Annotated in this window: 11 protein-coding genes; 5 read left to right on the top strand and 6 right to left on the bottom strand. The window is 46.0% G+C overall.

Annotation, left to right across the window (positions count from 1 at the left end; genetic code table 11):
• The first annotated feature begins 14 nt into the window (after positions 1–14).
• A complete protein-coding gene (locus tag BLV33_RS08605; protein WP_171909063.1) occupies positions 15–233 on the top strand; it encodes a YqzE family protein in 219 nt (72 codons plus the stop codon).
• Between the two features lie 46 nt (positions 234–279).
• On the opposite strand, the gene BLV33_RS08600 is transcribed toward BLV33_RS08605, so the two are convergent.
• From BLV33_RS08600 to BLV33_RS08590, 3 genes are all read right to left on the bottom strand, one after another.
• Positions 280–1212, bottom strand: coding sequence for a hypothetical protein (locus BLV33_RS08600; RefSeq protein WP_090790123.1), 933 nt, complete (start codon positions 1210–1212; stop codon positions 280–282).
• Between the two features lie 120 nt (positions 1213–1332).
• Positions 1333–2340, bottom strand: a complete 1008-nt coding sequence (locus tag BLV33_RS08595; RefSeq protein ID WP_090790121.1) for a YqhG family protein — start codon at positions 2338–2340, stop codon at positions 1333–1335.
• The gene (locus BLV33_RS08590; RefSeq protein WP_090790119.1) at positions 2337–4115 is read right to left on the bottom strand and encodes a DEAD/DEAH box helicase; all 1779 of its coding nucleotides are present in this window, start codon (positions 4113–4115) and stop codon (positions 2337–2339) included. Before BLV33_RS08590 ends, BLV33_RS08595 begins: the two co-directional genes overlap by 4 nt.
• Positions 4116–4256: 141 nt before the next feature.
• Between BLV33_RS08590 and BLV33_RS08585 the strand changes: the two genes are divergently transcribed.
• A complete protein-coding gene (locus BLV33_RS08585) occupies positions 4257–5099 on the top strand; it encodes a lipoate--protein ligase family protein (RefSeq protein WP_090790117.1) in 843 nt (280 codons plus the stop codon).
• Between the two features lie 102 nt (positions 5100–5201).
• On the opposite strand, the gene dat is transcribed toward BLV33_RS08585, so the two are convergent.
• Positions 5202–6035 (bottom strand): D-amino-acid transaminase, encoded by an 834-nt coding sequence (dat, locus tag BLV33_RS08580; RefSeq protein WP_090790116.1) that lies wholly within the window; start codon positions 6033–6035, stop codon positions 5202–5204.
• A gap of 436 nt (positions 6036–6471) precedes the next feature.
• On the opposite strand from dat, the gene BLV33_RS08575 reads away from it, so the two are divergent.
• The gene (locus BLV33_RS08575) at positions 6472–9114 is read left to right on the top strand and encodes an adenosylcobalamin-dependent ribonucleoside-diphosphate reductase (RefSeq protein WP_090790114.1); all 2643 of its coding nucleotides are present in this window, start codon (positions 6472–6474) and stop codon (positions 9112–9114) included.
• Between the two features lie 785 nt (positions 9115–9899).
• A complete protein-coding gene (locus tag BLV33_RS08565; protein ID WP_090790110.1) occupies positions 9900–10361 on the top strand; it encodes a Mov34/MPN/PAD-1 family protein in 462 nt (153 codons plus the stop codon).
• A gap of 367 nt (positions 10362–10728) precedes the next feature.
• On the opposite strand, the gene BLV33_RS08560 is transcribed toward BLV33_RS08565, so the two are convergent.
• Both BLV33_RS08560 and BLV33_RS08555 read right to left on the bottom strand, forming a co-directional pair.
• Positions 10729–11061, bottom strand: coding sequence for a hypothetical protein (locus BLV33_RS08560; RefSeq protein WP_090790108.1), 333 nt, complete (start codon positions 11059–11061; stop codon positions 10729–10731).
• A gap of 329 nt (positions 11062–11390) precedes the next feature.
• Positions 11391–11732 carry a helix-turn-helix domain-containing protein gene (locus BLV33_RS08555; protein ID WP_090790106.1) on the bottom strand — a complete coding sequence of 114 codons (342 nt, stop codon included), beginning with the start codon at positions 11730–11732 and terminating at the stop codon, positions 11391–11393.
• Positions 11733–11881: 149 nt separating this feature from the next.
• Here BLV33_RS08555 and BLV33_RS08550 point away from each other — a divergent pair, with 149 nt between their 5' ends.
• The gene (locus tag BLV33_RS08550) at positions 11882–12205 is read left to right on the top strand and encodes a Mu transposase C-terminal domain-containing protein (RefSeq protein ID WP_171909062.1); all 324 of its coding nucleotides are present in this window, start codon (positions 11882–11884) and stop codon (positions 12203–12205) included.
• The last annotated feature ends 160 nt before the right edge of the window (positions 12206–12365 follow it).

The following is a 12365-nucleotide window of genomic DNA, read 5'->3' as shown; positions in this document are numbered from 1 at the left end:
AAGGCGGTGGTACTTTGGCTGAAAAAAAAGAAAGAGAAGAACTGCTCAAGTTTCTCGCGGAGCAGGTCGTCACATACGTCCACACACCTAAAGAAGTGCGCAAGCATGCCAAGCAAATCGACAAGACTAACATGGAAAGCTGGCAATCCCGCTGGTTTGGCATGCTGCCTATGGCGATTGGAATGATAGCGCAGCAATTCCGAAAAAACAAAAGAACACCTCCCCAAGGCTGATTCATCAGCCAAGCGGAGGTTGTTCTTTTTCATTTTAAATAGACGATCAGGGATAAAGCTTGCCGCGAGATAATGCAGAAAGAAGCGGCAGATAGCAGGGTCCTTCATGATCCAGAATCAGATAGGGATCATCCTTCTCCCATTTACGATAACCAAGCACAGCAAGAGCATAAGTTACTTTTCCTGCATAAGGCTCTGAAACATAAGTTAGCTTTGGATTGTTCTGCAGGGTGATTCGCAGCTCATCCAGTCCAGAAATAGCGACCGGGTTACCCTGTACCCATGGCAGTCGTTCGTAGGGGTCAAAGGAAGGCAGCAGCTTTTCTTCCAGCTTCCCGCTAAAGGTTGTGTTTGAAGGAAGAGGGATGGTTACGTTGTCCATCACCGACAGGTTGTCAAAAGGCAAAGTCTCCCCCGTCTTGGCATCGAGCACATATGTCTTTTGATCCGCTGTAAGGGTCCATACACCTTGCAGTGGGCCTAAATACAAGCGATCCGCTTTAGTAGATTCAGGAATGAGTCCAAGCTGTATCAACGAACGATACAGGGTTGTAAGGCTAAATAAAGGGCTGCTTCCAGTACCATATTCCGTTAGGCGCAACTCGCCATTTTCGGCGGCATGAATGATCATATATCCAATTTCTTTTCCTTCGTTGACCAGGATTACGGCCCACCCATGATTGCCGGGTCCTAGTGTGTAGCTGCTCCAGGTGGCTTTCTCCCAGCTCTCAAAGCCATGCTCCTTCGCTAAAGCAAGCTTCCACCGGTTCACGGTATCATCCAAAATGGAAGCGGGCTTGTCCGAAGCTTTAACAGAAGGCTTATCAGAAGGCTTAACAGGAGGCTCAGGAGCACTGCTATTCAAAGCTACGGCAGCAGGTACAGCTTGTCCTGTAATGATCAATGGTTGATGTGGAGAGGTCCGATAAGCGCCGAGAAATACGCTTGCCGACAGCAATAGGATAATCCATTTGTTCAAATTCTTGTCACCTGCCCATTTTTTTCAATTGTCTATGCTATTCCTACATTCTAAGCTTGATGGCATGCAAAGAATGTTGGATCATGCAGCGGTAAATTTGCTATCTTTTCACGAATGAAGTCAGTTTCTTGCCCTATCTCCCGAGTTCAGATGGAACAATCCGCAATTGATGACGGAAACGAGGACGCGGGGCTTGTACTGCCAATCGATTTCCGCTCTGCGGTTCAAATACTGAGTTTCTATTTCCTCCCTCTGCTCCAATTCGGCTCCCTCAATCAAACTTCGATAATAGGAATCAATGCGGAGTACCTCATCCTGGTGTCTTTCATTGGCTTGATCTGCCCATTTGTGATCGTAATTGCTGACGGTGCGCTCTAGGACAAGCTCCAACGCATTTACAGCTTTCGGCAGGGTAAGACTATGGGGGAGGATAAAAGCATTGGCCGGAAGGCCGGGCGTTAGATTTTTGGTAAGAAGCTGTTTATGAAAATTCTCGCGTATTTCGCCGTTGTTCAGCTGAATCGCAATGGAATGTATCTCGCTGCGCTTCATATCGCAGGTCAGCTCTAATTTATAGTTGATATTGAGCCACGTCTCATAGACCCGTCTCATAGAAGGCGAGGGCTGCAAGGTAAAAGGCACCTCAAACAGCTGAACAAATCTCCCTTTGGAGCCTACGATGTTAAAAAGCTGCTCCAGCCTGCGGCTGCCAAACGTAACCTCATCACGAGGCACCCGCGCGATAACCGTCGTCGGAACAAAACCAAAATAACGCCCGAGGATGCTGTTATCATTGCTGCTTGCTGGTGCAACGGCAGCTGCTGCAGTGTTTCCTGCTCCAGCAGCTGCCTGAGCGCTTTCTCCGCCTGGAGGAGTGCTGCTTGGCATTGTAGCGGGCTGAGGCAATTCTTTGATCCTCTCCGATTCAAACATGAAGGTATAGGTCATTGTTTCAGCAGGAGCTCCTGTACGTTCAACAAAGCTCCAATAATAAGAGCGGCCGGTCATTTCCTTATCGGCTTCCGGCGAGAGCTTAACCGTGACATACTCCGGCGTTTTCTCAATAATATTGCAGCCGAACGCTTCCAGATAGCGCATTACGAAGGTCTGAATATGCCGTTTATTCATGGTCCTACCTCAACTCGTTGCCCGTCTACTGCATTCAGGATTGAGCTCAGCGGGTCGTCGGATGCCTCCATCTCCGTTTGGATCTCGGTGAAGGCATTGCCGAATTCATCCAGCTTGCTGCGGATTTCTTCTTCAGAACGGGATTCCATCACCAATCGGAATAGCGAGGATTCAAGAGATTTCTTTTTCTCAAATCGTTCGAGTATCGTATCCAGCTGGCCAATGACTTTCTCGAACATATTGATTTTTTCATGCAATAGGGAAAGGATGTACTCTTCAATCGTATTTCGGGTCGACAGGTTGTAAATATTCACATCCTGCGTCTGACCTAGGCGGTGAATCCGTCCGATTCTCTGCTCTACTCGCATGGGATTCCACGGCAGGTCAAAGTTAATCATGTTGTGGCAAAATTGCAGATTAATGCCTTCGCCGCCGGCTTCCGTCGCAACAAGCACCTGGGCCCGATTGCGGAAAAGGTCCATCATCCAGTCCTTCTTGCCGCGATTCATCCCTCCGCGATAAGGAACAGCACTGATATTGTGCAGCTTCAAATGCGAGAGCAGATACTCCTGGGAGGCTCGATATTCTGTAAAAATAATTACCTTCTCTCCTAAGCTTTGAACCAACTCTATGGCCTTGTCGGCCTTGGTATTGGCCTTGATGCTGCGGATCAGCTCAACCAGCTCCCAAATACGCGGTCTCACTGGAGAATCCTCTGCCGTCTTTTTGAATAAATTAACCAATGTCAGAAAAACAGCGTCGCGAGAGCTGCAAACCTCCCGCTGCAGGGTGATCATGGAAAGTATGCTGGTGAGATTGCCCTTGCTTTCTTCATACCGGGTGCGCACGAATTGAGTGACGCCATCATAAAGCGCCTGCTCCTCCGGCGATAGAGTGAGAGGAATGTTTTTCACAACCCTCTTTGTATATTCCAGTGCCCCGTCACTGCGCCGATTGCGAATCATGACCTTGGACAGCTCCTGCTGAAGCTTGCCCTCGTTTTTCGGTGTTCTTTTACCCACGACAAAATTCGATTTAAAATTGGTTTGGGCGCCGAGCTGCCCTGGCTTCAGTAAAGTAATCAGGTTGTAAAGCTCCTTGAGATCGTTTTGAATGGGAGTTGCGGTAAGCAAGAGACAGTACTTTTTGCGCAGCTCATTTACGAATTGGTAATTCGTCGTCTTCTTGTTCTTGAGCTTGTGAGCTTCGTCCACTATGAGCATGTCGTATTCGAGACCCATCACGATTTCGCGGTGCGGCTCGCGTTTGGCAGTATCCATGGACGCTACGATCACATCGCAGGTTTTCCACATGTACGCCTTTTTCTGGGCAGACGCTTGAATGCCGAACTTCTGATTGAGCTCCCGCACCCATTGTAAGACTAAAGAAGCTGGCACCAGAATAAGGGTTTTGCGAACCAGACCTCGCACCATATATTCCTTGAGGACCAAGCCGGCTTCAATCGTTTTGCCTAGACCAACCTCGTCCGCCAAAATCGCACGTCCGCGCATTTCATTGAGCACTTTCATGGCTGTATCGATCTGATGCGTCATCGGCTTGAGATGCTCCAGCCGGCTTAAGCACTGCAGCTCCTCAAAGCTGGAAATCAACCGTGATTCTTCTGCCTCATAGGCCAGTTGATAAAGCGTCCAATCGTCCCAGGGCCCGCCTCCTTGTACACGATCCTCGAAGGAAGGCAGCCAGGCTCTATCTATATGCATATGAAGCTGATCATGAATCGGGCGAATGAATTCTTGCTGTTGATTCTGCTGCATGAGGCCTCCTGTTAATCGATAGGAATAGATTCCTAGTATGAACCTAATCGGCCTTTTTCATAACTTTTGTTGTGGAGGAGGGTATGTTAAACTGGTTTGATACCGCAAAATGCAAGAGCTTGAAAGGATGGGGAGCCTTCAATGAAAGCATGGCGTTTTCTACATACGGGAGATCGTTCTCCCGCTGAAAATATGGCAATTGACGAAGCAATTCTGACTGCTCACAGTGAGGAGAAGTCGCCGCCGACGGTTCGTTTCTATGGGTGGAATCCGGCGACGCTGTCTATAGGTTATTTCCAAAAAGCGCAGGAAGTTGATATGGAAGCCGTGGAAAGCGAAGGTATTGGCTTCGTGCGGAGGCCTACCGGCGGAAGAGCGGTGCTGCATGATCGCGAGCTAACCTACAGCATCATCGTTTCCGAAACGTATCCGGGAATCCCGCGGAATGTTACGGAAGCTTATCGGGTGCTGAGCGAAGGGCTGCTGCAGGGTTTTCGGGGCTTGGGGCTGAACGCGGAGATGGTACAGTTGGCTTCGGAGGAAGAGAAGGAGAAGTATGCTTCCGTCGCGGGCTCATCGGCGTGCTTCGATTCGCCGTCCTGGTACGAGCTTGTTGTGGAGGGCCGTAAAATTGCGGGCAGCGCACAGGTTCGGCAGAAGGATGTAGTGCTTCAGCACGGTTCCATTTTGCTGGATATGGATACGGACCAGCTGTTTCGGCTGCTGAAATTTTCGAATGAAAAAGTCGCGGAGCGAATGAAGCTGAGCTTCGCGAAAAAAGCGGTTACGATCAACGATCTGCTTCGTGCGCAAAATAAACCGCCAATCCACCTTCGTGAGGTGGAAGATGCTTTTCGGCGGGGAATTGCCAAAGGTTTGGGAATCGTACTGGAGGATGGGGAGCTGACTGCTTATGAGCAGGAGCTGACTCGACAGCTTGTTCAGGAGAAGTACGCAGCGGAGAATTGGAATTTCCGCAGGTGAATGAAGTGCATAATATCAATGAATACACTCGATTCAACTAAAACAAGCTTCGAAGCCTGCAAAACACGCAGAGCCTTGAAGCTTGTTTGGTTTCATATCCTTTTAAACAGAAATGGTTCGTTCAAATTCCTGCTGCAGCTTTTGAGTGATCGGTCCAAGGATGCCGCTGCCCACTTTTTTGCCGTCGATTTCAATGATGGGTGTTATCTCCACGGTTGTGCCTGTGAGAAAGGCTTCGTCCGCTTCCATCAGCTGCTGTACCGTAAATGCATCCTCTTTAGCTTCAATGCCAAGTTCTCGAGCAAGCCTCAAAGCAACCGCCCGGGTGATGCCGTGAAGGATCAGATTGTTGGCTGGATGCGTTAGAACTACACCTGCTTTAACCATCATGATATTAGAGGCGCTGCATTCTGTTACGGTTCCATTTCGATGGAGAATAGCTTCGCCGATTCCTCGTTCTATGGCCGTTTGCTTAACGAGTATGTTGGGCAGCAGATTCAAGGTTTTGATGTCGCAGCGGAGCCAGCGGATGTCATCCATGGTGATGGCAGTGATGCCTTTTTGCATGGAAGCAATAGGTCTTTGGACCTCTGTGCAGTAAGCCATCATCACGGGTGTTGTTTCGGATGGGGGGAATGGATGCGAACGCGGCGACTCTCCTCTGGTGATTTGCAAATATAGCGTTCCATCGGAAATTTTCTCCATTTCGATCAATTTTCCTATAATTTTATCGATGTTTTCGATCGTATCAGGCAATGGAATACTGACTTCCTTGGCACTTCGGACTAATCGCTGAAAATGTGCTTCTTTTTCATACGCCTGTCCCTTATAAATCCGAAAAACCTCGTACACACCGTCCCCAAAGTAATAGCCGCGATCATCTGGGGAAATGCCAACCTCGCTTTTGTCCAGGAATTGGTTTTTATAATACATCATCGGGATTTCCTCCATTTTACATACAAACATATGTTCTAAATAAATCTAAAATGTGGTATACTATAATTATCGTAACAGGTATATGGACATGCTGTCAAAAGATGGCTCCAAGGGGGCAATTTCTTTTGTTCAGGAACGCTCGCTTATATACAAATTTCGAACTATTTCGACCAGGGACTTTGGACATATTTGTCGATTGTTATCGGAATTCATCAGATTACGCGTTTTGAAAAAGATAGCAAATCGAAGAAAATAAAAGATATTTGGACGTAGGCTTGTATTATTTGCCATATTCGGTCTGTCATTCATTAGATGCACAACATATAGTGTTGTATAATGAAACTCGCACACAATATATTGTGCTTTACCAAAACTTAAAAGAGCATCAACGTCACAATATTGTGAATATTATAAAGCCTACTGGAGGGTGTTATAGGTGGAAACTGTACAGATTAAACGGACATTGGATGGATTAAGCGAGAAAATATTTTTGGATCGGTATGCTCTTAAAAACGCAGACACCAGTCAAGCGAAGGTGGGCGATACCGTACTCGTTTTAACCAAGGACGACCCTAAATTCCCGGCCAAAGAAGTAGGCGAAATCATCACCCGAACAGGCAATAAGGTAACGGTCAAAACCCGCAGCGGAGAAGTTGTGGAATCTTCCGTGGAGAAACTTACGCTTAATATAGAAAAAACGCCCGAACAGCTCTGGAATCGTCTTGCCAAAGCTATGGCTTCTGTTGAAGCCTCGCCTGAGAAGCAAAAAGAATGGACCGACAAATTCAAGTACATATTGGAGGATTGGAAGCTTGTTCCCGGTGGGCGTATTGCGGCCGGCGCTGATGCGAGCGATGAATTGACGCTGTTCAACTGTTATGTGATTCCCTCCCCTCATGACAGTCGCGGCGGCATCATGGCGACCTTAAGCGAAATGACCGAAATCATGTCACGCGGCGGCGGTGTAGGCATTAACCTGTCCTCGCTTCGTCCTCGCCGGTCTGTCGTGAAGGGCGTTAACGGATCATCCAGCGGTGCTGTATCCTGGGGCGGACTGTTCAGCTACACGACTGGCCTGATTGAGCAAGGCGGTTCCCGCCGCGGCGCATTGATGCTGATGATTAACGATTGGCATCCGGACCTGGTTGATTTCATCACCGTGAAATCCACGATGGGCCAAATTACGAACGCGAATTTGTCCGTATGCGTAAGCAACGGCTTTATGAAAGCGGTCAAGGAAGATCTGGAATGGGAGCTTGTATTCCCGGATACGACGGACCCTGAATATAACGAGAAATGGGACGGCAACCTGGATTCCTGGAAGCAGATGGGCAAAGCCGTCAAGCCTTACAAAACGGTTAAGGCCCGTGAAGTATGGCATATGATTATTGAAAGTGCTTGGAAATCCGCCGAGCCGGGCGTTGTGTTCATGGAATACTATAACCAAATGTCCAACAGCTGGTACTTCAACCCGATCATTTGTACGAATCCTTGCGGTGAGCAAGGTCTTCCGGCTTGGGGCGTATGTAACCTTTCTGCTGTCAACCTGTCCAAATTCTACGATGTTGATAAACACGATGTGGATTGGGACGATCTTGGGAAAGTCGTTCGTTACTCCACCCGTTTCCTGGATAACGTTATTGATAAGACACCTTATCATTTCGAGGAGAACCGTATCAATCAACAGGGTGAGCGCCGTGTAGGACTTGGAACAATGGGTCTTGCCGAACTGATGATTAAACTTAAGATCCGATACGGCAGCCCGGAATCTCTGGTGTTTTTGGATAAGATCTATGGCTTTATGGCAAAAGAAGCTTATCTGGCCTCCGCTGACATCGCCGAAGAAAAAGGTTCTTTCACGCATTTTATCGAGGACAAATTCCTGCAAAGCGGATTCATGAAGAAAATGACCATGGTATTCCCTGAGGTTGGCGCAGCTATCAAGAAGAAAGGTATGCGCAACGTAACCGTCATTACTCAAGCTCCTACTGGAAGCACTGGAACCATGGTTGGCACATCCACAGGAATTGAGCCGTATTTTGCTTTTGAATATTTCCGCCAAAGCCGTCTCGGCTTCGATAAGCAGTATGTGCCCATTGCACAAGAGTATAAGGACCAGCATCCTGACGAGGAGCTTCCGGATTATTTCGTTACCTCGATGTCCCTTAGCGCTGAAGACCACATCCGTGCTCAGGCAGCTATCCAAACCTGGGTAGACAGCTCCATCTCCAAAACAGCGAACTGTCCCGCGGACTTTACGGTTGAAGAGACCAAGAGATTGTATGAGCTTGCGTTTGACCTAGGCTGCAAAGGCGTTACGATCTACCGTGACGGCAGCCGTGACGTGCAAGTCCTGAGCACTGAGAAGAAGGAAGACAAGAAAGCCGAAGCTCCTGCAGCAGTTGCTGCTCCTGAAGTGGAATTTAAAGCTGATGTGCAAGACGAGGCGCATACTTTTGCCAGCCTTTCGAATCATCTCTCTGTAAATGTTGATGCCAAGACGGAGCAAGGCTTCGATAAGCAGTACAAACGCCGTCCACAGATTCTGCGCGGTGCGACTTACAAAGTGAATACACCTTTCGGTATGGCTTACATCACCATCAACGATATGAACGGCTCACCGAGCGAGATCTTCCTGAACGTGGGCAAAGCCGGTTCCGATGTCTTCGCAATGTCCGAAGCTCTCGGCCGCGTGTGCTCCCTGTTCCTTCGCTACGGCGACCACGGCGACAAGGTTCGCCTGCTGGTCAAGCACTTGAAGGGCATCGGCGGCTCCGGCGCCATCGGGTTTGGCAACAACCGCGTCGAGTCCATTGCCGACGCCGTTGCCAAAGCACTCGAGCAGCACGACGAAGTGATGAACGACCGCGACGATGTGGAAGATTTCATTACCGCGACCAGCGAAATTCTTGAAACACCCGCTGGAGCTGTAACCAGCAGCGGTTACGGCGGTCACGGCCAGTTCAAGCCGGTCGGCTTGAACTCGAAGGACCTGTGCCCATCCTGCGGCTCAGCGTCCCTGGTCAACAGCGAAGGCTGCAAGACCTGCGCGAACTGCGGTTTCAGCAAGTGTAGCTAAACAATGAAGGCCACCCGGGAGGGTGGCTTTTTTTTGTGAAATTCCATAATTCGTTAGAGTTGTTGCAGAATTCATTAGAATCAATTCTTTATACACGACTGTGATTTTTCAGCATTGTCTGTAAATATTTCAAAATAAACTGTAAATTATATTTCAAGAATCAAGACTATGCACTGCACTGCATATTTATGCAGTCACCTGTAACCCTTCGAAAAGTGTAACGCTCCATTGGGTTTGGAAAAACGGAAATAAGGTTTGGAAGTTTTAGTGCCGCAAACCCTCGTCGGTACTGGGGTGTATTCCGAAAGATTGAAAAATTTTGGTGATAGAATGCTTGTTCGCCACTTTTGGAAAACAGCCAATTTCCGAGAGTTTGGAAGAAGTTAAATCGTGACTGATTAATTGAATGTGGTTACGCATTTTTCTGAGAGTGTGAAAAATGATTGCAAGAATTTTCTCTAAAGATGAAAATGGTTAAATAAATGTACTGAAAGTTTGGACATCGTTATCGACTTCGCGATTTGGATCTATGATAAACCTCGACCGTACTATGAATTGACGGTATATGTAGAAGTCAAACGATTTATCTCCGACTTGACGTTTTTTTTAGACGACATTCGGTCTGGGAAGGAGCAGGAAAACACCTTGTTCACCTGGCTCGGCAATTTAACGCTACAAAAAGAAAAAGGTAGAAAAGTAGCTGGCAGATGGGCTGTGGTGGAAAACTATTCAGTACGGAGATTTCCGCTTACCAACTTTGTGCGCTGTGAGGAATGCAATAGGTGATGGAATACAAATTCGGCGATAAATCACTCATTTTTACACCCGAAGTCATAAAAACATTCGAATCCTATCGTCAGATTGAGCTTCGGCAACATGAAGCTGGCGGTATTTTGTTAGGTCGTGTTTATGAGTATGAGAAAATAATCATCGAACAAATAAGCACCCCCACATCCGAGGATAAATCAGGGCGTTATTTTTTCGATAGAAGCGTGCAAAAGGCACAGCGAATTGTAACTGAGGCTTGGCAGGAGTCGAAAGGTGAAATCAGGTATCTTGGTGAATGTCATACCCACCCCGAAGCGACTCCCACGCCGTCATCAGTTGATCGCAAACTTATAAAGGGCATGTTAAACGACACGAAAATGGATATAGATTTTCTGTTTCTTGTAATCATTGGCATGCGTGATCTTTATGTAGCATCGCAGCGCAAAGGCAAGAAGCTGACACAACTGTGCAAGAAGTGATGGTAATAAAGCTCCGTTGTAACAGTTAAGTTAGTGCATCAACGTTTACATTACGTTGCCCGGGATGCGTATTCTATGGCAACAACAATACAAATAACTAGCGGCAGCCATCTGGCTGCCGCTTGTTTTCTAGGCATCGAAAAATTAAAAGATGTAGCTGCTCTAGGTCAAGGGGGGTAGTAGGTCTTGTTGAAGTAGCGCAGGAATTAGAAACTTCGTTATCCCGATTTAACGGCTATAAGAGAATAAAAATAGAAACGGCAGTTAAAAAGTTTCCGTTTCTATTTTTTGTCGCAAGTTTTTGAGCTATCCTGACAGTTAGATATCTGTACAGTGCATGTGTCGCTGAAACTGGGGATTAGTTTGGTTATTGAATAACAGCCAATCGTTGTTTAAAAGGAGATCGAATGTATTTTCGAATATTTTTAACCACGAAATTTGCATCATCACCGACTCCCCAAAGGGTAGTTGAGGCAAACGAACGCTGCCATGACATTCCTGTAAAGAAGAGACCTGGGAAAGTTTGACTTATTCCTTTGTTCGCCACCAAGCAGGTGTAAATAGCTAAAGTTTGGTTTATATCCGGTAGCAAAAATAACAGCATCGACTTTTTGATGAGTGCCGTCTTGCCAGACCACGCCGCGTTCTGTGAACTGAATGAACATCTCTTTTTGCGCTGGACGATGATTTTCAATAGCATGACGATATCGACCTGTATCTAAAACGCCTGATGAAGAAGAACCTAAAATCCATTTTCCAAAAGCAGCCTTATCAAGTCCGGTTAACGTAGTGGAGATCCTTTACCAGAAGGTTTGTGGCATAAACTTTATCGTCTTTTGCTGCGGAGATGCCGCAAATAACGAAAATGGCAATACCAGTACCGTAGTGGATATCAGTAATGAAACATATGCGATGAACAGATACAAAGAAAAGCTGATGATAAAAAGAAAGAGATCAAGGAAATCGAAAGATACACAAGAACCTTCTTTAAACGTATAAGAAATAAACGGCGACCTAATGGGTCGCCGTTTATTTCTTATCGAAAACTTCCATTAAAATGTTTTTCGCTTTTTTTACTTCTCTTGGATTAAGCGAAAGGAGAAGGTCTATTATTTGTTCCATATCATGAGACTTCCCTTTTGTTTGGTTACTTAGCCTGGTATAAGTAAATAATTCATTAACGCCAACATTTAAGGCTTGGGCAATTTTTGTAAGATTAAGGACAGATATATTGGTTTCCGACCGTTCGACTCCCCCAATATATGTGTAGTTTAAGTTGGCTAAATCTCCTAGTTGCTCCTGTGACAATCCTCTTTCTTTCCGCAAGTCCCGTATTCGCTTACCAACTAATTTCAACGTTGATTCAGACATGAGTTACACCTCTAATTGAAGTGTAGTCAACCAGTAACTAGATAAACACGGGAGAAAAATAGTATTTATTTATAAATGCTATATATATGTATGATGAATCTAGTGCTTGGTAATAATATAAATAATAGATTAATAGGAGGTGTACTACTGTGGAAAAATTAATTGATCTATTTCCACTTGAGCAAGCCGAGGTAAATGAGAAAGGGATCCTTTTTAAAGGTTTTTTTTACTCATGCAGCATTGCAATTCGTGAACAGTGGTATGGAAAAGAATTTAGAAAAATTCCAATTTATTTTGATAACTACGATGATGATTACATTCTGGTTTTGTTGAAAGATGGAAGTTTAACGATAGCATACCGCATTTCAAATAATGTAGCCGCAGATCATCAAAGTGCTGAAAATTATCAAGCAATGATACGTTCATTAAAAGAACAATTAAAGAACCGTAAGAAAAGGCTCTTGAAAAGATGAGGAATGATAATTCACAGAAATTATTAATTCGCCCTTTTATCCAGTGTAATGAAAGTTTATCAGGCTTTCTTTACCGTGTATCAAAAATGAATAATTACCGTTTTTCTTACCTTATCGATTATCTGAACTTATCATTTTATGAAGCTCAAAATAATGAATT

The sequence above is a fragment of the Paenibacillus sp. GP183 genome, assembly GCF_900104695.1.
Lineage (GTDB): Bacteria > Bacillota > Bacilli > Paenibacillales > NBRC-103111 > Paenibacillus_AI.
The sequence above is the reverse complement of the archived record's forward strand: the minus strand, read 5'-3'. Positions and strand labels throughout refer to the sequence as shown.

Excerpts from the sequence above, each read along its gene's own strand:
- BLV33_RS08595 (WP_090790121.1), bottom strand. The coding sequence starts at position 2,340 with ATGAATAAACGGCATATTCAGACCTTCGTAATGCGCTATCTGGAAGCG.
- BLV33_RS08590 (WP_090790119.1), bottom strand. The coding sequence starts at position 4,115 with ATGCAGCAGAATCAACAGCAAGAATTCATTCGCCCGATTCATGATCAG.
- BLV33_RS08585 (WP_090790117.1), top strand. The coding sequence starts at position 4,257 with ATGAAAGCATGGCGTTTTCTACATACGGGAGATCGTTCTCCCGCTGAA.
- dat (WP_090790116.1), bottom strand. The coding sequence starts at position 6,035 with ATGATGTATTATAAAAACCAATTCCTGGACAAAAGCGAGGTTGGCATT.
- BLV33_RS08565 (WP_090790110.1), top strand. The coding sequence starts at position 9,900 with ATGGAATACAAATTCGGCGATAAATCACTCATTTTTACACCCGAAGTC.
- BLV33_RS08560 (WP_090790108.1), bottom strand. The coding sequence starts at position 11,061 with ATGCTATTGAAAATCATCGTCCAGCGCAAAAAGAGATGTTCATTCAGT.
- BLV33_RS08555 (WP_090790106.1), bottom strand. The coding sequence starts at position 11,732 with ATGTCTGAATCAACGTTGAAATTAGTTGGTAAGCGAATACGGGACTTG.